Genomic DNA, 22,781 nt, shown 5'->3' on the forward strand with positions numbered 1-22,781 from the left:
AGCCCTAGCGGGCAGGGGGCCGGCGTGCGTCCCGGATCAACGCGATGAGTGCCGGCACTCCCGCCACCAGGCCGGGAACAGCCAGCAGCAGGCCGTATTCGGGCAGGAATGCTGAGGCGGCTGCTGCGACGACGGTTGCCGTGAGGGCGGCGATAAGGGCGCCGGACAGCCGCCTTCGGACGTCCCTGGCGTTGAAGAAGCGGAAACCGCCGAGGCCCGCGGTGACCAGGGCGAAGGCGATGATGCCCGCGGTCAGGACGGCGGTTCCGGGCCCGGGAGCGTCCTTGAGCCGGTCAATCAGGGCAATTGGCACTGCCAGCATCCAGCCGCTGAGGAGGACCGCGAGGACGCATCCTGCCAGCCGGGACTTGGGTACCGGATCCAGGGTGTAGATCTGGCCGGACGGCAGATCCCCCTGCTGGACGTGGCGGTGATTTGCCGGCGGTGGTGATTTCGGCAGGCGCATGAAACTCTCAAGCATTGATCCCCCAGACGTAGTGCTTGACGTCCTTTCACCCTACACGGGATGCCGGGAACGGCTACCTGAACGGGGGAACGGCGTCAGCGCTTCTTGGGGCCGCGCTTGGTCGCTGCGTTCAGCGCCGACTTGACCGCCGGCGGCAGCCCGCCCTGCTCGGTTTCGGGCTCGGCCACGGTTCCGCGGGCCTTCGCGATGGCCCGCATGCCGTGGTAGATCACCAATGCAGCGGCGGAGCCCAGGGCGATGCCGGTAAACTTCAGGTCCCCAATGGTCCAGGTGTAGTCGGCGATGCCGATGATCAACGCGACGGCTGCCGTGGTCAGGTTGACGGGGTTGGAGAAGTTCACCTTGTTCTGCACCCAGATCTTTACGCCCAGGATGCCGATCATGCCGTACAGCATGGTGGCTGCCCCGCCCAGTACTCCCGGCGGGACGGTGGCGATGAGCTCGCCGAACTTCGGGGAGAAGCTGAGCAGGATGGCGAACATGCCCGCCACCCAGTAGGCCGCCGTCGAATAGACCTTGGTGGCGGCCATGACGCCGATGTTCTCGGCATACGTGGTGGTGCCGGATCCGCCGCCGAAGCCCGCCAGCACCGTTGCGGCGCCGTCGGCCATCAGAGCGCGCCCGGACACGCCGTCGAGGTTCTGCCCGGTCATGGCGGCAACGGACTTCACGTGGCCGATGTTCTCCGCAACCAACACCAGCACCACGGGGACGAACAGGCCCAGGACGCCGATGTGGAACTCGGGGGTCTGGAAGTGCGGCAGGCCCACCCATGCGGCGGCGTCCATCTTCTCGTAGCTGACCTCGCCGCGGAGCATGGCCACCAGGTAGCCCACCACCACGCCCACCAGAATGCTCAACCGGCCCAGGATCCCGCGGAACAGCACGCTGACCAGGATGATCGTGGCCAGCGTGATGACGGCGGTGATGGGGGCGGCGTCGAAGTTCTGCTTCGCGGCGGGCGCAAGGTTCAGGCCGATCAGCGCCACGATGGCACCCGTAACGATGGGCGGCATCAGCCGGTTGATCCACCCGGCGCCGAACTTTTGCACCACAGCGCCCACCAGGGCGAGGGTGGCCCCGGCCAGCACCACGCCGCCAAGGGCGCCCGGAATGCCGAACTGCGCCTGCGACGCGGTGATGGGTGCAATGAACGCAAAGCTTGAGCCGAGGTAGCTGGGCACGCGGCCCTTGGTGACCACCAGGAACAGGAGCGTACCGATGCCGGAGAAGAACAGGGTGGTGGCCGGCGGCATCCCGGTGATGATGGGCACCAGGAACGTGGCGCCGAACATGGCCACCACGTGCTGCATGCCCACGCCGATGGTCAGCGGCCACGCCAACCGTTCATCCGGGGCCACCACCTGGCCCGGCTTGATGGATTTTCCGGTGCCGTGCAGCTTCCATTTGATTCCGAGCATGCTCATGGGAAGGAATGCCTTTCAGGGGGTGCCGCGAGGGGGCGAAGATCAACTCGCTCCAGAATACCGCCAGCCCTGCGGGGAGTCTGCCGCCCGTAGCTGCCTGGAGGCGCCGGGGATCTGCTGTGTCCAACGTCACCTGCCGTCACGGGAAGAGGCGGCAAGCACTTGAAGTTGCAACTATGGAAAGCAACCAGAGGCCCACCCCGGCAGGCGGGGGAGCCGCAGCGAAAGGTACGCGAATGACCATTGCCCATGAAGAAGCGGTTATCGATTCGGCAGCCGTTGACGCCATCTTCGCCCAGGCCCGCACCGCCAACTCCTTCACCGGTGAAGTCACCGAGGAGCAGGCCCAGGCCATCTATGAACTGACCAAGTTCGGGCCCACTGCGTTCAACTCCCAGCCGCTGCGCGTCACCTACGTCCGCTCGGACGAGGCCCGCGCCACCCTGGTGGACACCCTTTCCCGCGGCAACCAGGCCAAGACCGCTTCTGCTCCGCTGGTGGCCATCCTCAGCTACGAGACGGACTGGGCCGGCAAGTGGGACAGCTTCCTCCCCGGCTACAACGCCCCCAAAGCCATGTACGACGCCGATCCCGCCCTGGCCGCCAGCACCGGCAACAACAACGCCCACCTGCAGGCCGGCTACTTCATCCTTGCCGTCCGCTCGCTCGGCTTCGCCGCGGGCCCCATGACCGGCGCCGACTTCGCCGCGATCGACGCCGCCTTCTTCCCGGCCGGCGACCAGAAGAGCTTCCTGGTGGTCAACATCGGCCAGCCCGCTGAGGAAGCCTGGGGCGCCCCCAAGCCCAAGTTCTCCTACGACGAGGCCGTCCGCACCGTCTAACGCCCCACCACCTCCTGCGTCCTCAAGCCGAACGCCCCATCACTTTCGTGATGGGGCGTTCGGGTTTTGCCAGCGGGATGTGATGGGGCGTCGGGTCAGGCGATGACGCTATCCACCAGGGCCTTGGCTTCGGCCTGGACCTGCTTCAGGTGTTCTTCGCCCTTGAAGGACTCGGCGTAGATCTTGTAGACATCCTCGGTGCCGGACGGGCGGGCCGCGAACCAGGCGTTCTCCGTGACCACCTTCAGGCCGCCAATGGAGGCGCCGTTGCCGGGGGCTTCGGTGAGCTTGGCGGTGATCGCCTCGCCTGCCAATTCCGTAGCGGTGACGTCCGACGGCGAGAGCCTGCCGAGTGCCGACTTCTGCTCACGCGTGGCGGCGGCGTCGATCCGGGCGTAGACAGGTGCGCCGAACTGGTCCGTGAGGCCCTTGTACAGCTGCGACGGGGACTTGCCGGTAACGGCGGTGATCTCGGATGCGAGCAGGGCCAGCAGGATGCCGTCCTTGTCCGTGGTCCAGACGCTGCCGTCCAGCTTGTTGAAGGACGCGCCGGCGGATTCCTCGCCGCCGAAAGCCCCGTCGCCGGAGAGCAGCCCGGGGACGAACCACTTGAAGCCCACGGGAACCTCAACCAGCTTGCGGCCCAGGCTTTCCGCCACGCGGTCAATGATGGAGGAGGACACCAGGGTCTTGCCCACCACCGAGGCCGGGTTCCAGCCGCTGCGGTTGCGGTACAGGTAGTCGATGGCCACGGCGAGGTAATGGTTCGGGTTCATCAGGCCACCGTCCGGCGTCACGATGCCGTGCCGGTCAGCATCCGCGTCGTTGCCCGTGGCGATGTCGTAGGCGGTGGACCCGTCCGCGCCAACGGTCATCCGCTGGATCAGCGAGGCCATGGCCGACGGCGATGAGCAGTCCATGCGGATCTTCTCATCCCAGTCCAGGGTCATGAAGGCCCACTGCGGGTCCACGGTGGGGTTCACCACGGTGAGATTCAGATGGTGGCGCTCGGCGATCTCACCCCAGTAATCCACGGAGGCGCCGCCCATGGGGTCGGCACCGATCCGGACTCCGGCGTCGCGGATGGCGTCCAGGTTCAGGACGGACGGAAGGTCGTCCACGTAGCTGGAGAGAAAATCGAACTTGCCAGTGGTGTCCGCTGCCTGGGCGTCGGCCAGCGGGATGCGCTTGACGCCGCGCAGGCCGTTTTCGAGCAGTTCGTTGGCCCGGTTGGCGATCCAGCCGGTGGCGTCCGAGTCCGCCGGGCCGCCGTGCGGCGGGTTGTACTTGAAGCCGCCGTCGCCCGGGGGGTTGTGGCTGGGGGTCACCACGATGCCGTCGGCCTGCGGGGCGCCGGCACCGGCGTTCCGGTTGTAGGTGAGGATCGCGTGGCTCAGTGCCGGGGTGGGTGTGAAGCCGTGCCGGGCGTCGATCAGGACCTGGACGCCGTTGGCGGCAAGAACCTCGAGGGCCGAGTTCTGGGCCGGTTCGCTCAGGGCGTGAGTGTCCTTGGCAAGGAACAGGGGGCCGGTGACGCCCTGCGCCGCCCGGTATTCGACGATGGCCTGGGTGATGGCCACGATGTGCTTTTCATTGAACGAGGCCTTCAGGCTCGATCCGCGGTGACCCGACGTGCCGAACACCACGCGCTGGCCTGGGTCACCCAGGTCCGGCGAGATGTCGTAGTACGCGTCGAGGAGCGCTGTAATGTCAACAAGGTCCTGGGGTTGGGCAACTGTACCCGCGCGGCTAGCCATGGGACCTAGCATGCCAGAACCTTGCCGGAGTCAAAACGGCAGGCCCACTTTCCCGGCCCCTGTGACGGCGGCACGTCATCGAAAACGAGCCGTTAACCAAGTAGCCAACCTGAGTACATGCCCCGAAAAGTACCTATATACCGGCCCCTGCGCGCGCTGTTACTTTCGAAAAATCCGGAAGGCTATCCACAGTCTCCCGGCTCGAACAACCACAGCAGGGGACGACGGCGGCCCGCCGCTTTTCGCCCGTCCGGCACGGAAGCAGGGACGCACCATGGGGGCAGGAGACGGGGCAGCCGAACAGTCCAGGCTGGCCGCTGAGCGGGTAGCCAGGCTCAAACGCCGGCTGGATGCGGCCGAGCGCTCCACGAAGGCGTGGGATGCGGGGGCTGTGGGCGAACGCGTCGTGGCGGACAAGCTTAGCGAACTGGTCCCGCATGGTTGGTACGTGCTGCACGACGTGCACTGGCCCGGCCGGCCCAAGGCCAACCTGGACCACGTCCTGGTGGGGCCCGGCGGCGTGGTGGTGGTCGACTCCAAAAACTGGACCGGTGAGGTGCGGGTGGCATCGGGAGTGCTCTGGCAGGGCCGGTATGCGCGCACCCAGGCAGTGGAAGGCGCACTGGCGCAGTGTGCCGCCGTCGCCTCCGTGCTGGCGCCGCCGCACCGCCGGCTGGTCCGGCCGCTGATCTGCATGGCCGCCCAGCCTGACCTCTTTGGCGTGACGAACTCCGATGTCGCCGTCGCGGGCAGCCAGCGCGTGGTGGGTGCCATCGAGGCGCTGCCGCCGGTGCTGGACCACCAAGCAATCGTGGGACTTTACGCCCAACTGGGGGAGGAACTTACCCACGAGCAGGAGCCCGGCATCACGGCGTTCCGGAATGTCCGGCCGGGAACCGTGGTGCGGCCTGCGGGCGGCCTCCCGCCGGGCGGTCCAGGAAACGCCGGTCCGCGGACGGGCGTTCCCGGCGCGGACCGTCGCGGCGCGGACAAACCCCGGGCTGCAGGTCCTGACCGGAGCCGGAGCGGCAGTGTTTCCCGGCATCCCGCCGGGCGTGCCATCCCGTCGGCAGGCGCCGGCGGAGCGGCACGAACCGCTGCCGGCCGGAACCGAAACGGCAAGCCGCAGGCGCGGGGCGGCACCAGCGCAGGCCGGCTCGCCCTCCTGGCGGCCTTCGTCATTTTTGCGGTCTACGTCCTGCCGTTCTGGACGCGCTGAGTTTGCTGCCGGCGCTGCCGCCGTTCTCCGGCGCGGCTGTGCGCAGCTTGCCACGGCCGGCGTCGTGGACCGCCTCGCCCATCCGGCGGAGCCGCTCCGAGTCCAAAGACCAGGACTGCCAGTAAAGCGGCACATCCTCGTGGGCGTTCTTCCCGAGGAGGACCAGCGCGCCGTCGGCCAGCTCGTTTCCGAGCTGCAGTTCGGGGAGCATGCCCCAACCCAGGCCGGCTTTGATGGACGCGAGGAACCCTTCCGACGACGGAACGGTGTGGGTGGGCGGAACCTGCCCGACGCCTTTCGCCGCCAGCATCCCGCGCTGCAGGTTGTCCTTGGCATTGAATTTCAGGACCGGCATCCGGGCCCAGTCCACCGTGTTGCCCCTGGTGAACCGTTGACGCAGGGCGGCCGCGGCCACCGGGACGTAGCGCATGTGGCCCAGCAACTCCACCCGGCAACCGCTGACGGGGACGGGATCGGAGGTGACGGCACCCATGACGTCACCCTGGCGCAGGAGCTGGCTGCTGAAACCCTGGTCCTCGACATGAAGGTCCAGGGTGGTGTCCTGCCACTTGGCGGCCACGGCGAGGACAGGCACGAACCACGTGGCCAGCGAATCCGCATTGATGGCCACCGGCAGGGTGGCGCGGGAGGCTGCGGCGGTGCCCAGTGCGGTTGACGCTTCGGCCTCGAGGACCTGCACCTGGCGGGCCATCCGGAGTAGCACGGCCCCGGCGTCGGTGGGAACGCACGGGACCTGCCGGCGCACCAGGACCTGGCCGGTGGAAGCCTCCAGCGCCTTGATGCGCTGGCTGACGGCGGACGGGGTGACGCGGAGGAGATCGGCCGCGGCCTCGAAGGTGCCTTCATCAATGACGGCCATCAGTGCGCGGAGATGCTCGAAATTCATGAAGAAATTCTAATGGACGCCTAGAATCTATCGTTTGTCTTCAGATGCTGCGGTCCGTACCGTCGAATGCATGTTGATGACAGGAATCACCGGGATGCTGACGGGGCTGGCGCTGATCGTGGCCATCGGTGCCCAGAATGCCTTCGTGCTCCGCCAGGGCGTCCGCCGCGAGCACATCGGCGCGGTGGTTGCCGTGTGCATGGCAGGTGATGCTGCCCTGATCCTGGGAGGGACCGCCGGAATCGGCGCGCTGGTGACCCGCTTTCCCGAGGCCCTCGAAGTTCTTCGGTGGGGCGGGGCTGCCTACCTCGCCTGGTTCGCGGTGCGCTCCTTCATCTCGGCGCTAAAGCCGTCCGCCCTTGCGCAGGGCACGCCCCGGTCCAAGGGATCGGTGGTGGCCAGTACGGTGGCACTGACCTTCCTGAACCCGCACGTCTACCTCGACACGGTAGTGCTCCTGGGCAGCCTGGCCAACCAGCAGGGCCCGGACCTCCGGTGGGTCTTCGCCGGCGGCGCCGTTGCCGGCAGCATCGCGTGGTTCTCCGCGCTGGGGTACGGGGCCAGAGCCCTGTCCGGGGTGCTCGGCAACCCACGCACCTGGCGGTTCCTTGACCTTGGAATCGGCATCGTCATGCTTGGCCTGGCCGTCAAGCTGGTCCTGCACTGACGGCGCCCGGAAAGCCGCCGCAGGCGATAGGCTGGAAGCAACATTCCAGGGGGAAAACCATGACTGACCAGCCTTCCCAGCGCCCTGACTCCCAGTGGCACAACCCGTCCGGCAGCGACGGCACTCCGCCCGCGCCGCCGTCGGGGTATGAACCGCCGCCGTTCGTACCGCCGCACGGAACCACCGCGCCGGGCTCCGACATTTCCCCGCCGCCGCTGTACCCGGGCCTTTCCGCGCAGTACGGCAGCAACCAGTACGGCGGCCCGCAGTATGGCAATGACCAGTACGGCAACCAGTATGGCGGCGCCAGCCCCTACGCCCAGCCGAGCCCGTACGGGCAGCAGGCCCCGTACGGACAGCCGGCGTACTACGGCATGCAGGCCGAGCCCAAGACCCTCAGCATCGCCAGCATGGTGTGCGGCATCGCGTCCGTGATCATGGGATGGCTGATGCTCCCGCAGCTTGCCGCCATCATCACCGGCCACATGGCCCTCAAGCGCGAACCTGCGGGCAAGGGCATGTCCATCACCGGCCTGGTCCTGGGCTACCTCTGCCTGCTGGGGTACGGCGGCTTCTGGCTGCTGCTCATCATCGGGCTGGCGTCATACTCGTCCTCGAGTTACGGGTACTGACCGGCCCGCCCCGGCTGCCCCATCTGATGGGGCATCTGACGTTTAGCCGCGGATGGGGGAGGGGTCAGCGGAGGAGTTCGACGTCGGACACCAGCTCGATGTGCGCCAGCATCGCCTCCGCGGCGGCCTCCGCGTCCTGGTCCCGGATGGCGTCGGCAATCCGCCGGTGTGAGGCCAGTGACTGTTCCGGCCGGCCGGGCTGGCCGAGGGATTCCATCCGTGTTTCCAAAATCATCTCGGCGATGAACGCCATGAGCTGTGCCAGCACCGAGGAATGCGCTGCTGCGGTGATCGCTTCGTGGAAGAGCTCATCGCCATGGGTACCGCGGTCGCCGTCGCTGATTTCCGTGGCCATGACGTCGAGGGCGTGATCGATCGCCTTCAGGTCCTCGTCCGTGCGCCTCGCAGCGGCCAGCGCGGCCAGTTTTCCTTCCAGCGTGCTCCGCGCCTCGACGATTTCCGGGAGCCGGCTCCGGTGTTCGCGGAGGCCCTTGATCACGGACGCCACGCTGGGCCGCCGGGCGAGCACCGCTCCTGTACCGTGCTGCACATCGATGACGCCCAGCACTTCCAAGGCCACGAGTGCCTGGGCCAGGGTGGCGCGCGAAACCCCCAGCCGTTCGGCAAGGTCGCGCTCTGCCGGCAGAAGGTCGCCGGGCTTCAGCTGCGCCGATTCGATGTAGGCAAGGATCTGCTCCACCAGCTGCTCGTAAAGCCTTGGCCGCGAAACCCGTTCCAGTCCCAGCCGTGCTGTCTTCTCCACAAAGCCCTCGCTACATCGTCGGTCCCCTAAGAATACAGTGCGCTGCTATTGACAGATAGACTCACTGTCTAAGAGGCTAGTCCAGTGGGCCAGTAACTCACGTCACACTTTTTCTTTCCCCAATGGAGGACCAACGATGTCCGCTCCTGTTCTATCGATCATCATCCTGGCGGCGATGTTCCTGTTAGCCACCGTTCTGCCCCTCAATATGGGTGCCCTCGCCTTCGTGGGCGCTTTCCTGCTGGGCGCCCTGGTGCTGGGCATGTCCACGAATGAGATCCTGGCCAACTTCCCCGGTGGCCTCTTCCTGACGATTGTCGGCGTCACCTACCTGTTCGCCATTGCGCAGAACAACGGCACCATCGACCTCCTGGTCCGCGGCGCCGTCAGGTTGGTGGGCAGCCGCGTTGCCCTCATTCCCTGGGTCATGTTTGCCATCACCGCGGTTATCACCGCTGTTGGCGCGCTGTCGCCGGCCGCCGTCGCGATTATTGCCCCCATCGCCCTCAGCTTTGCCGGCAAGTACAAGATCAGCCCGCTGCTGATGGGCATGATGGTGATCCACGGCGCCCAGGCCGGCGGGTTCTCGCCCATCGCGGTCTATGGCGTCACCGTCAACGGCATTATCGCCAAGACGGACCTCGCCTTCAGCCCCACGGCGCTGTTCCTGAGCAGCCTGATCTTCAACGTCGTCATCGCCGTGGTGCTCTTCGCCGTCCTGGGTGGCCGGGCGCTGCTGTCCTCCCGCGTGGGGCACTTCGTGGAGCAGGCTGCCGAAGCGCGGATGTCCGTCAGCGTGGGCGCCAAGGCCGGCACGGACGTTGCCTTCAAGGGCTTTGGCTCCGGCATGTACGGCCCCCGCGACCCCGCAGGCGACGGCGTTGCCGCCACCAGGGAACGCTCCCAACGGATCCCGCAGCTGGTGACCATCGCCGGCCTGGTGGTGCTCGCCGTCGTCGCCCTGGGCTTCAAGATGGACGTCGGGTTCGTGTCCATCACCATCGCCATCGTCCTGGCCCTCGTCTCGCCCGCGGCCCAGAAGGGTGCCATCAACAAGATCAGCTGGTCCACCGTGCTGCTGATCTGCGGCATGCTGACCTTCGTTGGGGTGCTCGAAGAAGCAGGCACCATCGAATTCGTCTCCAACGGCGTGGCCGGCATGGGCATGCCCCTGGTGGCAGCGCTCCTCATTTGCTTCATCGGCGCCATCGTGTCGGCCTTCGCGTCCTCCACCGCCATCCTCGCCGCGCTCATCCCGCTCGCCGTGCCCTTCCTGTCCACCGGCGAAATCGGCGCGGTCGGCGTCATCTGCGCACTGGCCGTGGCCGCCACCATCGTGGACGTCTCGCCCTTCTCCACCAACGGCGCCCTGGTCCTGGCCAATGCGCCCGAGGGCGTGGACAAGGACAAGTTCTACAAGCAGATCCTGGGCTACAGCGGCATCGTCATCGGTGCCGGGCCGGTCCTCGCCTGGCTGGCGCTGGTAGTCCCGGGCTGGCTGTAGCCGCCACATCATCCACCCCGCCAGCGCTCCGCGCCACGCACTTCAGTAAAGGAACCAGCACATGAATGCAGCTGACCGTCAGCAAGGCCCCCTGGCCGGGCACACCGTCGTCGACCTGAGCCGTGCCTTGGCCGGCCCGCACGCCGGCATGATGCTCGCCGACCTCGGCGCACGCGTCATCAAAGTGGAGAACCCCGGAACCGGCGATGACACCCGCGGCTGGGGACCGCCCTTCGTGGGCCCCGAGGATGACCTGCAGTCCACCTACTTCATGTCCTGCAACCGGAACAAGGAATCCATCAGCCTGGACCTGAAGAGCAGTGACGGGCAGGCAGTGCTCCGCGGGCTGCTGGAACGGGCGGACGCGGTGATCGAGAACTTCCGGCCCGGCGTCATGGACCGGCTGGGCTTCTCCACCGCCGCCATGCACGAGCTCAACCCGCGGCTGGTGATCCTCTCCATAACAGGCTTCGGCCATGACGGCCCCGAATCCCAGCGCAGCGGCTACGACCAGATCCTTCAGGGCGAGGCGGGGCTGATGTCCCTCACGGGGTCGGGCCCGGACGATCCGCAGCGCGTAGGCGTGCCGATCGCCGACCTGCTGGCCGGCATGAACGGCGCCGCCGGCGTGCTGGCCGCGCTGGTTGAACGCGAACGCACCGGCCAGGGCAAGGTGGTCCGCACTTCGCTGCTCGCCTCCCTTATTGGGGTCCACGCCTTCCAGGGCACCCGCGCCACCGTGGCCGGCGAAGTCCCGCAGGCACAGGGCAACCACCACCCGTCCATCGCGCCCTACGGCCTGTTCAGCTGCAAGGACGGCAGCGTCCAGATCAGCGTGGGCAGCGAGAAGCTGTGGGCCTCCTTCGCCGCCGCCTTCGGCCTGGACGCCGCCGCGCCAGGCTTTGCCAGCAACGCCGACAGGGTGCGGAACCGCCAGGAGGTGATTGACGCCGTCGAACGCGCCTTCGCCCAGTACGGCGCGGTGGAACTGCTGGAGAAGCTGAACGACGCCGGGATCCCGGCAGGGAAGGTCCGCTCGCTGGACGAGGTGTACGCCTGGGAGCAGGTGGCCTCGCAGGGCCTGGTGGTGGATGTGGAACACCCCCTGCTTGGCACGGTCAGCCTGCCCGGTCCGCCGCTGCGGTTCTTCGCCCAGGGCGACGCCGCGGAGACGACCGTGACGGACCACGCTGCGCCGCCGCTCCTGGACGCCGACGGCGGATCCATCAGGGAGTGGCTGGGGCTGGTTCCCGTCGCTGCCGCGGACGCGCCGGCCGGGGCGGAATAGCATGCCGACGTCGGAAAAGGTGCGCCACCTCAGCGCCGCCGAACTGCTGGACGCCGTGGTGGACGACGGTTCGTTCACGTCCTGGGATGCCGAACCGCAGCAGCCGGCCCTGAGCGGGGAATACGCCGCCGACCTCGCCAGGGCGCGGGCACGCAGCGGCACCGACGAATCAGTGCTGACCGGCGCCGGACTGATCCGCGGCCGCCGGGTGGCGCTGATCGTGAGCGAATTTTCCTTCCTGGCGGGCTCGATCGGCCACGCCGCTGCCGAACGGATTGTGGCTGCTGTGGAGCGCGCCACGGCCGAGGGCCTGCCGCTGCTGGCCGGCACCGCCTCGGGCGGTACCCGCATGCAGGAAGGCACCCTGGCGTTCCTGTCCATGGTCAAGATCACCGCGGCCGTCCGGGCCCACCGGCAGGCAGGCCTGCCGTACCTGGTCTACCTGCGCCACCCCACCACCGGCGGCGTCATGGCCTCCTGGGGATCCCTGGGCCACATCAACGTGGCTGAGCCGGGCTCCCTGCTGGGGTTCCTGGGCCCGCGGGTCTACGAGGCGCTGCACGGTGAAGCCTTCCCGGAGAACGTCCAGGTGGCCGAGAACCTGTTCGGCAAGGGCCTGATCGACGGCGTGGTGGAACCCGGCAAGCTCGCCGAACTGGTGGGCCGGGCGCTGGACATCCTGATGCCCCGCCGCGCTTCAGGCTCCGCTGCCTGGCCTGAGGCCCCGGCCACGCTGGCCGTCCGGCCCGCCGAGGTGGACGCCTGGACCTCCATCGAGATTTCCCGGCAGCCGCGCCGGCCCGATCTCCGCCAGCTCCTCAAATACGGTGCCAGCGACGCCCTCCCGCTCAACGGCACCGGGCAGGGCGAAAAGGATCCCGGGCTGCTGCTGGCCCTGGCCCGGTTCGGCACGCAGTCCTGCATCGTGCTGGGCCACGCCCGTCCGCTCCGGAAGAATGCCGCCGGGATGGGGCCCGGTTCGCTGCGCGAGGCGAGGCGCGGCGCCAAGCTGGCAGAGGAACTGCGGCTGCCGCTGCTCACGGTTATCGACACTGCCGGAGCGGCCCTCTCACAGGAAGCGGAGGAAGGCGGTCTGGCCGGGGAAATCGCCCGCTCGCTGCACGAACTGATCGGGCTCGAATCGCCGTCGGTCTCGGTACTGCTGGGCCAGGGCGCCGGGGGAGGGGCGCTGGCCCTGCTGCCGGCGGACCGGACCATCGCGGCGCAACACAGCTGGCTGTCGCCGCTGCCGCCCGAGGGCGCCAGCGCGATTGTCCACCGCACCACGGATTTCGCCCCCGCGATGGCCCAGGCGCAGGGCGTCAACGTGGCGTCGCTGTATGCCAACGGGCTAGTGGACCACATTGTGGACGAGCGCCACGACGCGTCCCTCGAACCGCGGGAATTCTGCGCACGGATGGCGCACGCCATTGAGTACGAGCTCGCGTCCGTTGCCGCGGTGCCTGTGTCCCAACTGGTGGCGTCGCGGGCAAGGAAATTCCGGAACCTCGGCAGCTAAGCCCTGACGGCGGCGGCGGGCACCGTACGGTGCCCGCCGCTTTTTCGGTACTGCTTGGGTGCTGGTCGCCTTTTGTTGGGCTGCCTCAGTTGGATGCCCTACCGGCGATTCGGTGCCGGCCGCGGCTCTACTGGCGCTGCTGCTTTAGCGGCGCTGCCGAACCCGTGCCCGGTGTGCGCTGGCCCGGAGCTGCAGGATCCGGGCGCCGCCGGCCGCCGCCACCAAAACCCCGCCGGTCACACTGGCGATGAAGAGCGCCATGCCCAGCGGGACGGATCCCTCCAGGCCCAGGAACTTCACCAGCACCTGCTCCTGGTTCTGCAGGATGAAGATGATCAGCAGGATCAGCAGCACCAGTGCGGCCACCACGGCCGCCCAGATGACACCGGTCCGGGTGACCTGGCGCTGGGCCGGGCCGCTGGTTGGCACGGTGGCGGTGCCTGCTGCGGGTGTATCCGGGGAGTACGAGGGTGCATTGCTGTAGGGGGCTGTGCTGTCGGCACCGCCTGCGGGGCCGGAGGAGGATGTTCCGGGCCCTGGCTCCTGCCGTCCGTTGGATTCTGGCGTGGTCTGTCCGGCGCTCATGTTCATCCCCTTTCCTGATGATAAGCATGCTTATCACCCCACCCTAGCCGCGGGGTTCGGCGCAGCACAACAGATATCGCTTCAGGTGCCGGCAAAGGCGTTCAGCGTGGATGCGTTCCGCTGCCGTCAATTCACCCGCTTCATCCGCCAGCACAGTCCACCGCACGTCGTGCCGGCCGGCGCCGTCCGCGAGCCCCGTGGACGTAGGCTGCGCGCATACCGCGATTTTCCCCTGTGGAACCCATCTGCCGGAGCGCGGGAGCATGCGTCCGCACATGGGATCTTGCCCCTAACTCCCGGGCTTTTCTCGCCCCGTCCCTAAGGCAGGCGTTGCCACAAGGAGTACCTATCCCGCTCCAGCGGGGCGGGACGGGACGGGCCGCGGAGGCCCGTCCCGGATGCTGCGGCGTCAGACCCGCTCCTCGCTCCGCTCTGCGGACGGGGTGTGGGGTGTTGGCGACCTGCGCCAACTCGGGAAAGCCCAGAACGTGTAGTCCTGTGCCTTGACCCGCGGTTCCGGAGTTCCTACCGGGGTTTCCTGCTTGGCTTCAGGCTTGCGGCTGGTTTCCTTCCTGTCGCTCCGCCCGAAATCCTTGTTGTATCCGTAGCACATCACAGACCTCCTTCCAGTGACTGCGCTTTAATCGTCCTCCCGAAAAGCCCGGGAGTCGACACCCGGACGGAACGGATCCCGGCCCGGGCGGCGACACTGCGGAGGGGGAGGCTACTGGCTGGCGGAGACCACGTCCGCAGCCTCGGCGGGCCCATGGAAATCGCACGGCCCCGGGTGGCGGAGGGGCAGGAGGCAGGTCCTGCCGGAGGGCAGATGGACCAGGGCGCAGCGGCCGGTAAGCGCCAGGTCCTCACGGACGTTGGCGTTGCTCAGGTCTGGCCGCGTTTCGTCCACTTGCCCGGAAATGCCGGCGTCCGTGGTGGTGGGGTATTCGGCGTTCATAGTGGGCAACTCCCCGTCGAGCGGTGGCTGGATGGACGTGACGCCTTTCCAGTCTGCTCCCGCCGGGTTACGTGCGGGTTAAGGGAGCGTTAGGACCAGATCAACAGGACGGGCACCGTTACAGGCCCAGCTGATGCCCCACCTGCAGCAACAGCTGTTCCGAGCCCAGGGGCCCCACCAGCTGGATTCCCATCGGCAGCCCCTGGCCCGGGGTACCTTCTGTCCAGTGGACCGGGAGGCTGATGGCCGGCAGTCCGCACACGTTGACCATGGAGGACCAGGGAGCGAATTCGCACTGCTTCCGGTAGTCGCCGTCGGCGTCCCCCGGCCACTGCGCCGACGGCCAGCGCTCACCGCCGTGGCCCGTTCCGGTAAACCAGCCCACTGGCCGGGGCGTCTGTGCCAGGGCAGGCATCAGCATGAGGTCCCATTCGGCGTACTGCGCCACGGTGTCGTGCTGGAACTGCCGCAGGAAGGCCAGGGCCTCGGACAGCTTGGCGGGGCTCCGCTGCTGTGCCCGGCGACGGAAGGTGCGGGTCAGCGGCGCGAGGAGCGCTTCCCGGTGCGGGCTGATGCGGGCGCTGCCTACCCCGGCGGTCCAGGCCGTGGTGAATGCATCGGGGTACCTGTTGTCGTAGCGGATCGCCGCTTCACCGAGCGTATGCCCCGCGTGTTCCAGGAGCCGCTCGCCCGCCGTCAGGGCGTCCAGGGCTTCCTGATCAGGCGTGAAGGGGAACGTCGCCGACCACGGGCTGTCCAGCGTGACGCCGATGCGGAGCTTCCGCGGCTCCCGCTCCAGGGCAGCCAGGCAGCCGGCATCCGGAACCAGCGCGTCCATCATCAGGGCGGCGTCGGCGGCGGTCCTGGCCAGCGGTCCTGCCACCACCAGCCGGGCGGGATCGCCCTGGCTTTCCCCGCTGGGCACGGCGCCGCGGCCGGGCTTCAGGCCCACCAGCCCGCAGGCCGCCGCCGGGATGCGAACGGAACCGCCGCCGTCCGTCCCGGGTGCGAAGGGCAGCAGGCCTGCGGCCACGGCGGCAGCGCTGCCCCCGGAGGAGCCGCCCGAGCTCCTGCTGGGGGCATGCGGATTGCGCGACGGCGGTGCAACGCGGTTTTCGGAGTAGGCCGTCAGGCCGAATTCGGGCACCTGCGTCTTGCCCAGGGAGATGACGCCGGCTTCCCGGAGGTGCGCCACGAGGGGCGCATCCGCGGGTGCGGGCTTGTGGTCCAGGGCGGCGCTGCCGTGGGTGGTCACCACGCCGGCAACATCGGTCAGGTCTTTGAAGGCCAGCGGCATCCCGTGAAGCAGAGGCAGTTGCGCGGTGCGGGAGCGGGCGTGGCGGGCGTCCGCGGCACGTGCCTGTTCGATGGCCTGCTCCGCTGTCACGGTGATGAAGGCTCCCAGCAGCGGATTGCGCTGCCCAATCCGGGCCAGGAAATGTTCCGCAGCATCCACGGCTGAGACCTGGCCGCCGCGCAGGGCGTCCCGCAACTCGACGGCGGAGAGGCTGTGGAGCTCTTCGGTCACTGGTCCTCCTGGGGTCTCCTAGAAGCGTAACGTGCCCCGCCGCAGGCCCTTCGGCCGGGTGTAAGCACTAGGCTTGAAGCTGACTTTCGATCTGCCACGAAGGGATTCCCCATGAGCGACTTCGATTCCGTACCCGTCAACGATGTTCCTGATGACGCCGTCATCCTGGACGTCCGTGAAGACTACGAATGGGTTGCGGGCCACGCAGAAGGTGCCCTCCACATCCCCCTGGACCAGATTCCGGCCCGGCTCGAAGAGCTCGACCCGGACGCTGACGTCTACGTCATTTGCCGCACCGGCGGCCGCTCGTTCCGTGCCGCGCAGTGGCTGACCGGGCAGGGCTATACGGCGATTAACGTCTCGGGAGGCATGGACCAGTGGCTGGAGTCGGGCAAGCCCCTGGTCTCCGACAACGGGCTTAAGCCGATGGTGCTTTAGTGCCCGGCCCTGTGCCCACCTATTCGTTCCTCGGCCCCGAAGGAACGTTCACCGAAGCGGCGCTGATGCAGGTGCCGGGTGCCGGGGACGCCGTCAGGGTGCCGGCCTCCAACGTGAACGCCGCCCTGGATGCCGTCCGGCAAGGCTCCGCCGATGCTGCCATGGTGCCCATCGAGAATTCCGTGGAGGGCGGAGTCACCGCCACCCTTGACGCGATCGCCGGCGGCCAGGAACTGCGGATTGTCCGGGAAGTGCTGGTGCCCATCAGCTTCGTTCTGGTGGCACGTCCCGGCACCCGCCTCGGCGACGTCCGCCGGATCTCCACGCATGGCCACGCGTGGGCGCAGTGCCGCCTCTGGATGGAGCGGCATATTCCAGGTGCGGAATACGTCCCCGGATCCTCGACGGCTGCTGCCGCACTGGGCCTGCTGGAACCTGACTGCCACTACGACGCCGCCATCTGCGCGCCCCTGGTTGCCCAGGAGCAGCCCGGCCTCCCGGTGCTGGCCGAGAACATTGGCGACAACCCGGGCGCAGTCACCCGCTTCGTACTGGTGAGCCGTCCCGGAAAGCTTCCGGAACGCACGGGCGCAGACAAGACCACGGTGGCGGTCCCGCTGCCTGAGGACCGTCCGGGCGCCCTGATGGAAATCCTGGACCAGTTCGCCAACCGCGGCGTGAACCTGAGCCGGATCGAATCCAGGCCCACCGGCCAATACCTGGGCCACTACTTCTTCAGCATCGACGCCGACGGGCATGTGGGCGACGCAAGGATGGCTGACGCGCTGGCCGGGCTCCACCGCATCAGCCCCGCAACCCGCTTCCTCGGCTCATACCCGCGGGCTGACCGGCAGCCCATCGAGGTTCAGGCGCACACCTCGGACCGGGCCTTCGCGGCGTCCCGGAACTGGGTGGAATCCATACTGGACACGGAATCATTGCAGGTGGAAAGCGGTTCCAGGCCTTCGCCCACAGCGTAGGTAAATGCCACCCGGGGTACTTCCCCGGGTTGTGCACTGTGCGTATGCTTGCCTGATCCACATGAAGAGTGGCCCCTAACGAAGGGAGCGGGTCATGTCAGCCGGCAGCAGCACCGAGAACGATGGCCAGGGGATGATCGTCAACCCCAAGCCCTCCGCCGACAACCAGGACTGGGATGGCGATGACGCCGACCGCGCCGACCGCCTGCGCTTCGAAGAGGAACAGGCTATGATCCGCGAGCAGTCAGAGGAACGTGCCCGCGCGAGGGGCGCCTCCGACGCCGCCAAGGAACCCAAGCCGGACCACCACTGAGTCCTGCCCCGCCCCGGCGGCTGATCCGCTAAGCGGCAGCCCCGCCGTCGGGCCCGGAGATCCCCCGGACCCGCACCAGCAGGGACGCCGGCTGCACCTGAACCGTGAGCTTGGTGGCCTCACCTGACGTGTCGCCGTCCAGCTGCGTGGGCATCGGTTCCGGGCACTTGATGACGATCCTGCCGGACCGGTACACGGTCATGATCGGCAGCTTTCCGCTGTGCTTGAACATGATTTTGCCGTACATCAGCAGCCAGCCGAGCGCGCTGCGGGGGCTCATCACCACCACGTCCAGCATGCCGTCATCGATCATGGCCTGCGGAATGAAGTCGATGCCGCCCGGCACCAGGCCGCAGTTGGCGAAGAGCACGCTGCGGATGTTCCGGACCTGTTCCGGGCTGCCGTCCAGGGAGATGGACACCTTTTTGCGCCGGCCCGGCAGGTGCCGCATGCCGGACTCGGTGTAGGCGAGCCAGCCCACCGCTTTTTTCAGGCCGTCGTTGGTATCCGCGAGGACCTCTGCATCCATGCCGATCCCGGCAATAACCAGGAAAACGTGCTCCGAATAGGTACCCGTGCGGGAATTTTCGATGGCCATCCGGGCCGTGTCGATGGAGCGCTGCCGGCCGAAGAGCGCGGTCTGGACGCAACCGTGCAGGTCCGTGACGTCCACATCCACGTTCCGTGCCAGCAGGTTGCCCGTCCCCAGCGGAATCAGCCCCATGGCCACATCCGTGTGCGCCAGTGCTTCAGCCACCACCCGGACCGTGCCGTCGCCGCCGCCCACCAGGACGACGTCGGGCTTGGTGGCCAGTGCCGCCTGCACCTGGGTGAAACCGGGGTCCTCGGCCGTGGTCTCGTAAATGGCCGGCTCATCCCAGCCGGCGGTGAGGCAGGCCCGCTGGATGGCCGCCCTTGCCTCGGCCGCGCGGGCCTTGATGGGGTTGATGATCACCGCCACCCGCTGCTTTTCCAGGCCGGGGTCATAGGTTTCGCCGGCCACGGCGCTGCGCATGTGCAGGGCCTTCAGCCTGCGGACGCCCCACCAGCTGGAGATGGCAAAGGCAAGGGCCACCGCTGTCAGCAGGTAGAGAATCCAGTCGCTCATGGTGGTTCCACAGTAGCCCGGCGGAAGGCGCGCCGGACCCGGCCGCCCCGGCCGCCCGCCGTCGTGCGCTGTATTGGATACCCTTGTGAGGTGATCGACGTAAAAGACCTCAGCGAAAACCCGGACAAGTTCCGTGCCAGCCAGCGCGCCCGCGGCGCGGACGAATCAGTGGTGGACGCGATCATCTCCGCGGACTCCGCCCGCCGTGCCGCGCTGATCCGCTTCGAAAACCTCCGGGCCGAGCAAAACGCGTTCGGCAAGAAGGTGGCGCAGGCCAAGGGCGAGGAAAAGCAGGCACTGCTGGCCGAGGTCAAGGAACTGGCCAACTCGGTCAAGGCCGCGTCCGCCGAGGCTGACGCCGCGCAGACCAAGCAGGAAGAACTGCTGCGCACCGTCCCCAACCTTGTTGAGGACGGTGTTCCCGAAGGCGGCGAGGACGACTACGTAGTGGTCAAGACCGTCGGCACCCCGCGCGAATTCCCGGACTTCGAGCCCAAGGACCACCTGGAGATCGGCGAGCTGATCGGCGCCATCGACATGGAACGCGGTGCCAAAGTTTCCGGTTCACGCTTCTACTTCCTCCGCGGCGTCGGTGCCCGGCTGGAGATGGCGCTGCTGCAGATGGCCATGGAGCAGGCCATCGAGGCCGGCTTCATCCCCATGATCACGCCCACGCTGGTGCGCCCTGAGACCATGCAGGGCACCGGTTTCGACGTGAAGCACGACGCCGAGATCTACCGTCTCGCCGAAGACGACCTTTACCTGGTGGGCACCTCGGAGGTGGCCCTGGCCGGGTACCACGCGGACGAAATCCTGGACTTCTCCGCCGGCCCCATCCGTTACGCCGGGCAGAGCTCGTGCTACCGCCGCGAAGCCGGATCGCACGGCAAGGACACCCGCGGCATCATCCGCGTGCACCAGTTCAACAAGGTGGAGATGTTCATCTACACCACTGTTGAAGAGGCAGCCGCCGAGCACCAGCGGCTGCTGGCCTGGGAAGAGGAAATGCTGGCCAAGTGCGAGCTGCCCTACCGGGTCATCGACACCGCGGCCGGCGACCTCGGCAACTCCGCGGCACGCAAGTACGACTGCGAAGCCTGGGTCCCCACCCAGGGCGCCTACCGCGAACTGACCTCCACCTCGAACTGCACCACGTTCCAGGCCCGCCGCCTGAACATCCGCGAGCGTGCGGTCAACGCCGAGGGTGTCGCCAAGGGAACCCGCGCCGTAGCCACGCTGAACGGCACCCTGGCCACCACCCGCTGGATTGTTGCGCTGCTGGAGCACCACCAGAACGCCGACGGTTCGGTCAACGTGCCGAAGGCCCTGCAGAAGTACCTGGGCGGCCTTGAGGTCCTTCCGGTCCTGTAGGTAACGCTTCTCCCGGTTGCCTCGTCCCGGGCTGCTTTCCTGGGCTTGTTCGCGGATCCGAACTTTTACGGTTCTGACCCGCGAACAGGTTTAGGACACCTTGGAGGCGATCCGGCGGCTGTCCACATAAGGGTTTCGCTGCCTGCCGCTCGGGCTGTTTGACCTGCATTCTGTGGGGATGGAAATCCCGCCCGGACTGATCGATACCGCTGCCGTCCTGCGCACCGGCGCCACCACCGACACCCTGCACCGTGCCTTCCGCGCGGGCCAGCTGGTCCGGATCCGGCGCGGCTTTTACGTGTCCACTGAGGACTGGCTGCGGGCACGCCCTTCCGAACGCTTCGCATGGACGACGACGGCCGTGGCCAGGTCCGTCAAAGGTGCGGTCCTGTGCGGGCAAACGGCGGCCGTCGCCAGTGGGTTGCCCGCGCTGGGGACGCCGGCCTGCGTTGAGCTGGCCACGACCCTTCCCAGCCGCAGCGGAACCCGGACCTCCACGCTCCTGGTCCTGGGCGAAAGCAGCGCGGCAGAGGAAGTCCGGCGGACCCGTTCCTACCCCCTCCGGTACCGGCTCGGAGCCGTGGCGGAGCCGGTCCGGCCAGGGGAATTCGTGTGTTCGGGTTTGATCCGGACCACGGTGGATGTCCTGGGCTCCGCGGAACTGGACCAGGCCCTGGTGGTTGCCGACGGCGCTGCCCGCACGCTTCGAGGGGCGGGGATCCTTGGCCCCGAAGCCACCCTGCTGTCCGTGCCGGGAATTGCGGCCGGCATCGCAGAGCTTCCTTCGGCGGCTGGCAGGCGCCGCGCAGAACGGGTGGCTGCCCTTGCGAGCCCGCTGCCCGAGTCCGTCGGAGAGTCCTACAGCCGGGCCGTGTTTGAGTTCCTCGGGTTTGAGCAGCCCGTGCTGCAGCAAGTATTCAGTGACGGTGCGGGTTTCATTGGGAGGAGCGACTTCTGGTGGCCGCGGCAGGGCGTGGTGGGGGAGTTCGACGGCAAGGCCAAATACGTCGAGGCCGCGCAGCGGGGCGCGGTCACTGCTGAAGAAGTGGTCTACCGGGAGAAGCTCCGCGAGGACCGGATCCGAGCGCTGGGCCACGGCTTCGTCCGCTGGCGGTGGGCCGACCTGGTGGATCCCACCAAACTCCGGCGGAAGCTGCTGGCCGCAGGACTCCGCCCGGGTGTGGGCATGCCGGCGGCTGTTGGTCAGAGGCTTGTTCGCCGGTCAGAGCCGTGAAGGCGCGGTTCTCCGAAGAAGCTTAGGTATCGGCTCGACGGCGCGCTGGTTGCAAGCGGCACCATGTGCGGCCGGGTGCAGTGGTCAGCCGGTTGCGAGGTCCAGGGTGAAGACGGCGAGCTGGACCTTGGGCGCGGGCCGGGGCCTCTCGCGGTCGGGACGGCGCACGTAGCCGTACCGTTCATAAAGGTTCTGGGACCCGCGGTTGTCCACGCCGGTGTCGAGGACGATCCGCTCTGCGCCCTGTGCCACGGCGATTTCCGATGCCCGGTCCAGCAGCAGCCACCCGAGTCCCCGTCGCCGTGCTTCCGGCAGCACGGCCAGCAGCCGGACTTCCGCTTCGCCCGGCTCGGCCTGGCGCGCCAGGGCCGAACCGTGCTGCAGCATCGTCAGGGTGCCCAGCAGTTCGCCGGTAGTGGTGTCCTCGGCTACCAGCAGCTCGCCCGCCGCCGCCCTGGCCTTGGCGTCCACCAGCAGGTCCAGCCGCTCGGCGTCGGGCTGCTTGGCTCCCGGAAGGTGGTGCCCAAAACCACGGAAGGTCAGCTCACCGACTGCCTCATATTCGGATTTCCGGGCCGCGCGGATCACGGCGGTCTCCAATGCTTGTGTGGGGACTGTCAACGTTCCTGCCCTTTCGCCGTGGGGTTCGGCCTGCCTCGTCATCCGGTGCTTCCAACCCGCGCTGGGCCGGTCCTTGAACCGACAGGCTATCGGTGGGGTAAGGCCGCCTCCCACCGGCGGGAAACAGGGCGTCTCCGGCAGCCACTTAGGGCAACACGGGGACATGTTTTGCCTTGCGCGACGGCGCATTGCGGCCAGTGTTGTGATGCCCCCACCCCGGTGGTTGTGTGGTGGCACAGGCATCAACAGGGGGAAACCAATGGACGCAAACCCGGGGCCGCCGGCGCCGGCGGCACTCAAAGAAGTGGCCGGCGGAGCAACTGCTGGCGACGAACACTGCAAGGATGCGGCCGGGCCCAGTGCCGATGCGAACGCGCGGCAGGGATCGCGACGGCGGCGGGGTTCCTCCGCCAAACCGCGCAGATCCTCCGGGGGCAAGGCAGCCCGTGGCCACGGGGGCGCCGCTGATCAGGGCCAGGACTGGCGCGGTTTCGACACAGGGCACCTGGTTGACGTCCACCTGCCTGACGGGTTCACGCTCCACGGAACAGTGGACGCCAAAACGGCCGATTCCGGCGTGATCTGGATCAGGAGCGACGCCGGCACGCGCCGGATGTTCGGCCACCTCGAAGGAGT

23 protein-coding genes are annotated in these 22,781 nt (G+C 67.9%); 12 read left to right on the forward strand and 11 right to left on the reverse strand.

Annotated elements, in window-relative coordinates; translation table 11 throughout:
- Positions 1–4: 4 nt before the first annotated feature.
- Together ACP3TD_RS02015 and ACP3TD_RS02020 are read right to left on the reverse strand one after the other, a co-directional pair.
- On the reverse strand, positions 5–481 hold the full coding sequence (locus ACP3TD_RS02015; RefSeq protein ID WP_426765118.1) for a hypothetical protein: 477 nt from the start codon (positions 479–481) through the stop codon (positions 5–7).
- A gap of 80 nt (positions 482–561) precedes the next feature.
- Positions 562–1,914 (reverse strand): uracil-xanthine permease family protein, encoded by a 1,353-nt coding sequence (locus ACP3TD_RS02020; protein ID WP_426765119.1) that lies wholly within the window; start codon positions 1,912–1,914, stop codon positions 562–564.
- Between the two features lie 236 nt (positions 1,915–2,150).
- On the opposite strand from ACP3TD_RS02020, the gene ACP3TD_RS02025 reads away from it, so the two are divergent.
- On the forward strand, positions 2,151–2,756 hold the full coding sequence (locus ACP3TD_RS02025) for a malonic semialdehyde reductase (RefSeq protein ID WP_426765120.1): 606 nt from the start codon (positions 2,151–2,153) through the stop codon (positions 2,754–2,756).
- Positions 2,757–2,851: 95 nt separating this feature from the next.
- On the opposite strand, the gene pgm is transcribed toward ACP3TD_RS02025, so the two are convergent.
- On the reverse strand, positions 2,852–4,513 hold the full coding sequence (gene pgm / locus ACP3TD_RS02030; RefSeq protein WP_426765121.1) for a phosphoglucomutase (alpha-D-glucose-1,6-bisphosphate-dependent): 1,662 nt from the start codon (positions 4,511–4,513) through the stop codon (positions 2,852–2,854).
- A gap of 274 nt (positions 4,514–4,787) precedes the next feature.
- Here pgm and ACP3TD_RS02035 point away from each other — a divergent pair, with 274 nt between their 5' ends.
- Positions 4,788–5,732 carry a nuclease-related domain-containing protein gene (locus tag ACP3TD_RS02035; RefSeq protein WP_426765123.1) on the forward strand — a complete coding sequence of 315 codons (945 nt, stop codon included), beginning with the start codon at positions 4,788–4,790 and terminating at the stop codon, positions 5,730–5,732.
- Here the strand turns inward: ACP3TD_RS02035 and ACP3TD_RS02040 are convergent.
- On the reverse strand, positions 5,692–6,639 hold the full coding sequence (locus ACP3TD_RS02040) for a LysR family transcriptional regulator ArgP (RefSeq protein WP_426765124.1): 948 nt from the start codon (positions 6,637–6,639) through the stop codon (positions 5,692–5,694). The genes ACP3TD_RS02035 and ACP3TD_RS02040 overlap by 41 nt on opposite strands.
- A 94-nt stretch (positions 6,640–6,733) precedes the next feature.
- On the opposite strand from ACP3TD_RS02040, the gene ACP3TD_RS02045 reads away from it, so the two are divergent.
- Both ACP3TD_RS02045 and ACP3TD_RS02050 read left to right on the forward strand, forming a co-directional pair.
- Positions 6,734–7,306 (forward strand): LysE/ArgO family amino acid transporter, encoded by a 573-nt coding sequence (locus tag ACP3TD_RS02045; RefSeq protein ID WP_426767110.1) that lies wholly within the window; start codon positions 6,734–6,736, stop codon positions 7,304–7,306.
- Between the two features lie 59 nt (positions 7,307–7,365).
- Positions 7,366–7,938 carry a DUF4190 domain-containing protein gene (locus ACP3TD_RS02050; protein ID WP_426765125.1) on the forward strand — a complete coding sequence of 191 codons (573 nt, stop codon included), beginning with the start codon at positions 7,366–7,368 and terminating at the stop codon, positions 7,936–7,938.
- A gap of 64 nt (positions 7,939–8,002) precedes the next feature.
- Here ACP3TD_RS02050 and ACP3TD_RS02055 read toward each other — a convergent pair whose 3' ends face one another.
- Entirely contained in the window at positions 8,003–8,701 is a 699-nt protein-coding gene (locus ACP3TD_RS02055) for a FadR/GntR family transcriptional regulator (RefSeq protein WP_426765126.1), read from the reverse strand.
- 136 nt (positions 8,702–8,837) lie between these two features.
- On the opposite strand from ACP3TD_RS02055, the gene ACP3TD_RS02060 reads away from it, so the two are divergent.
- The 3 genes from ACP3TD_RS02060 (at position 8,838) to ACP3TD_RS02070 (ending at position 13,012) form a co-directional block, all read left to right on the forward strand.
- A complete protein-coding gene (locus ACP3TD_RS02060) occupies positions 8,838–10,205 on the forward strand; it encodes an SLC13 family permease (RefSeq protein WP_426765127.1) in 1,368 nt (455 codons plus the stop codon).
- A gap of 61 nt (positions 10,206–10,266) precedes the next feature.
- Positions 10,267–11,493 (forward strand): CaiB/BaiF CoA transferase family protein, encoded by a 1,227-nt coding sequence (locus ACP3TD_RS02065; protein WP_426765128.1) that lies wholly within the window; start codon positions 10,267–10,269, stop codon positions 11,491–11,493.
- Position 11,494: 1 nt separating this feature from the next.
- The gene (locus ACP3TD_RS02070; protein WP_426765129.1) at positions 11,495–13,012 is read left to right on the forward strand and encodes a carboxyl transferase domain-containing protein; all 1,518 of its coding nucleotides are present in this window, start codon (positions 11,495–11,497) and stop codon (positions 13,010–13,012) included.
- Positions 13,013–13,156: 144 nt separating this feature from the next.
- Here ACP3TD_RS02070 and ACP3TD_RS02075 read toward each other — a convergent pair whose 3' ends face one another.
- The 4 genes from ACP3TD_RS02075 to ACP3TD_RS02090 all read right to left on the reverse strand — a co-directional run bounded on the left by ACP3TD_RS02075 (position 13,157) and on the right by ACP3TD_RS02090 (position 16,080).
- The gene (locus ACP3TD_RS02075) at positions 13,157–13,597 is read right to left on the reverse strand and encodes a LapA family protein (RefSeq protein ID WP_426765130.1); all 441 of its coding nucleotides are present in this window, start codon (positions 13,595–13,597) and stop codon (positions 13,157–13,159) included.
- 409 nt (positions 13,598–14,006) lie between these two features.
- Positions 14,007–14,210, reverse strand: coding sequence for a hypothetical protein (locus tag ACP3TD_RS02080; RefSeq protein WP_426765131.1), 204 nt, complete (start codon positions 14,208–14,210; stop codon positions 14,007–14,009).
- Positions 14,211–14,321: 111 nt separating this feature from the next.
- The gene (locus ACP3TD_RS02085; RefSeq protein ID WP_091717348.1) at positions 14,322–14,552 is read right to left on the reverse strand and encodes a hypothetical protein; all 231 of its coding nucleotides are present in this window, start codon (positions 14,550–14,552) and stop codon (positions 14,322–14,324) included.
- A gap of 118 nt (positions 14,553–14,670) precedes the next feature.
- Entirely contained in the window at positions 14,671–16,080 is a 1,410-nt protein-coding gene (locus ACP3TD_RS02090; RefSeq protein WP_426765132.1) for an amidase, read from the reverse strand.
- A gap of 111 nt (positions 16,081–16,191) precedes the next feature.
- Here ACP3TD_RS02090 and ACP3TD_RS02095 point away from each other — a divergent pair, with 111 nt between their 5' ends.
- The 3 genes from ACP3TD_RS02095 (at position 16,192) to ACP3TD_RS02105 (ending at position 17,811) form a co-directional block, all read left to right on the forward strand.
- Positions 16,192–16,518, forward strand: coding sequence for a rhodanese-like domain-containing protein (locus tag ACP3TD_RS02095; protein ID WP_426765133.1), 327 nt, complete (start codon positions 16,192–16,194; stop codon positions 16,516–16,518).
- Complete coding sequence (pheA, locus tag ACP3TD_RS02100; RefSeq protein WP_426765134.1) at positions 16,518–17,498, forward strand: prephenate dehydratase; 981 nt, start codon at positions 16,518–16,520, stop codon at positions 17,496–17,498. Before ACP3TD_RS02095 ends, pheA begins: the two co-directional genes overlap by 1 nt.
- Before the next feature lie 94 nt (positions 17,499–17,592).
- Positions 17,593–17,811 (forward strand): hypothetical protein, encoded by a 219-nt coding sequence (locus ACP3TD_RS02105; protein WP_426765135.1) that lies wholly within the window; start codon positions 17,593–17,595, stop codon positions 17,809–17,811.
- A 28-nt stretch (positions 17,812–17,839) separates the two neighbouring features.
- On the opposite strand, the gene ACP3TD_RS02110 is transcribed toward ACP3TD_RS02105, so the two are convergent.
- Positions 17,840–18,919: a diacylglycerol/lipid kinase family protein gene (locus ACP3TD_RS02110; protein ID WP_426765136.1), complete on the reverse strand. Its 1,080-nt coding sequence runs from the start codon at positions 18,917–18,919 to the stop codon at positions 17,840–17,842.
- A 90-nt stretch (positions 18,920–19,009) separates the two neighbouring features.
- Between ACP3TD_RS02110 and serS the strand changes: the two genes are divergently transcribed.
- Positions 19,010–20,290: a serine--tRNA ligase gene (gene serS / locus ACP3TD_RS02115; RefSeq protein WP_426765137.1), complete on the forward strand. Its 1,281-nt coding sequence runs from the start codon at positions 19,010–19,012 to the stop codon at positions 20,288–20,290.
- Between the two features lie 178 nt (positions 20,291–20,468).
- Positions 20,469–21,524, forward strand: a complete 1,056-nt coding sequence (locus ACP3TD_RS02120; protein ID WP_426765138.1) for a hypothetical protein — start codon at positions 20,469–20,471, stop codon at positions 21,522–21,524.
- Positions 21,525–21,608: 84 nt separating this feature from the next.
- On the opposite strand, the gene ACP3TD_RS02125 is transcribed toward ACP3TD_RS02120, so the two are convergent.
- Positions 21,609–22,145, reverse strand: a complete 537-nt coding sequence (locus tag ACP3TD_RS02125) for a GNAT family N-acetyltransferase (RefSeq protein ID WP_426765139.1) — start codon at positions 22,143–22,145, stop codon at positions 21,609–21,611.
- Between the last annotated feature and the right edge of the window lie 636 nt (positions 22,146–22,781).

The sequence above is a fragment of the Pseudarthrobacter sp. 1G09 genome (genome assembly GCF_050038305.1).
In the GTDB taxonomy this organism is placed as follows: Bacteria; Actinomycetota; Actinomycetes; order Actinomycetales; family Micrococcaceae; genus Arthrobacter; species Arthrobacter equi.

Excerpts from the sequence above, each read along its gene's own strand:
- ACP3TD_RS02015 (WP_426765118.1), bottom strand. The coding sequence starts at position 481 with ATGCTTGAGAGTTTCATGCGCCTGCCGAAATCACCACCGCCGGCAAAT.
- ACP3TD_RS02020 (WP_426765119.1), bottom strand. The coding sequence starts at position 1,914 with ATGAGCATGCTCGGAATCAAATGGAAGCTGCACGGCACCGGAAAATCC.
- ACP3TD_RS02025 (WP_426765120.1), top strand. The coding sequence starts at position 2,151 with ATGACCATTGCCCATGAAGAAGCGGTTATCGATTCGGCAGCCGTTGAC.
- pgm (WP_426765121.1), bottom strand. The coding sequence starts at position 4,513 with ATGGCTAGCCGCGCGGGTACAGTTGCCCAACCCCAGGACCTTGTTGAC.
- ACP3TD_RS02035 (WP_426765123.1), top strand. The coding sequence starts at position 4,788 with ATGGGGGCAGGAGACGGGGCAGCCGAACAGTCCAGGCTGGCCGCTGAG.
- ACP3TD_RS02040 (WP_426765124.1), bottom strand. The coding sequence starts at position 6,639 with ATGAATTTCGAGCATCTCCGCGCACTGATGGCCGTCATTGATGAAGGC.
- ACP3TD_RS02045 (WP_426767110.1), top strand. The coding sequence starts at position 6,734 with ATGCTGACGGGGCTGGCGCTGATCGTGGCCATCGGTGCCCAGAATGCC.
- ACP3TD_RS02050 (WP_426765125.1), top strand. The coding sequence starts at position 7,366 with ATGACTGACCAGCCTTCCCAGCGCCCTGACTCCCAGTGGCACAACCCG.
- ACP3TD_RS02060 (WP_426765127.1), top strand. The coding sequence starts at position 8,838 with ATGTCCGCTCCTGTTCTATCGATCATCATCCTGGCGGCGATGTTCCTG.
- ACP3TD_RS02065 (WP_426765128.1), top strand. The coding sequence starts at position 10,267 with ATGAATGCAGCTGACCGTCAGCAAGGCCCCCTGGCCGGGCACACCGTC.
- ACP3TD_RS02070 (WP_426765129.1), top strand. The coding sequence starts at position 11,495 with ATGCCGACGTCGGAAAAGGTGCGCCACCTCAGCGCCGCCGAACTGCTG.
- ACP3TD_RS02075 (WP_426765130.1), bottom strand. The coding sequence starts at position 13,597 with ATGAGCGCCGGACAGACCACGCCAGAATCCAACGGACGGCAGGAGCCA.
- ACP3TD_RS02080 (WP_426765131.1), bottom strand. The coding sequence starts at position 14,210 with ATGTGCTACGGATACAACAAGGATTTCGGGCGGAGCGACAGGAAGGAA.
- ACP3TD_RS02085 (WP_091717348.1), bottom strand. The coding sequence starts at position 14,552 with ATGAACGCCGAATACCCCACCACCACGGACGCCGGCATTTCCGGGCAA.
- ACP3TD_RS02095 (WP_426765133.1), top strand. The coding sequence starts at position 16,192 with ATGAGCGACTTCGATTCCGTACCCGTCAACGATGTTCCTGATGACGCC.
- ACP3TD_RS02105 (WP_426765135.1), top strand. The coding sequence starts at position 17,593 with ATGTCAGCCGGCAGCAGCACCGAGAACGATGGCCAGGGGATGATCGTC.
- ACP3TD_RS02110 (WP_426765136.1), bottom strand. The coding sequence starts at position 18,919 with ATGAGCGACTGGATTCTCTACCTGCTGACAGCGGTGGCCCTTGCCTTT.
- ACP3TD_RS02120 (WP_426765138.1), top strand. The coding sequence starts at position 20,469 with ATGGAAATCCCGCCCGGACTGATCGATACCGCTGCCGTCCTGCGCACC.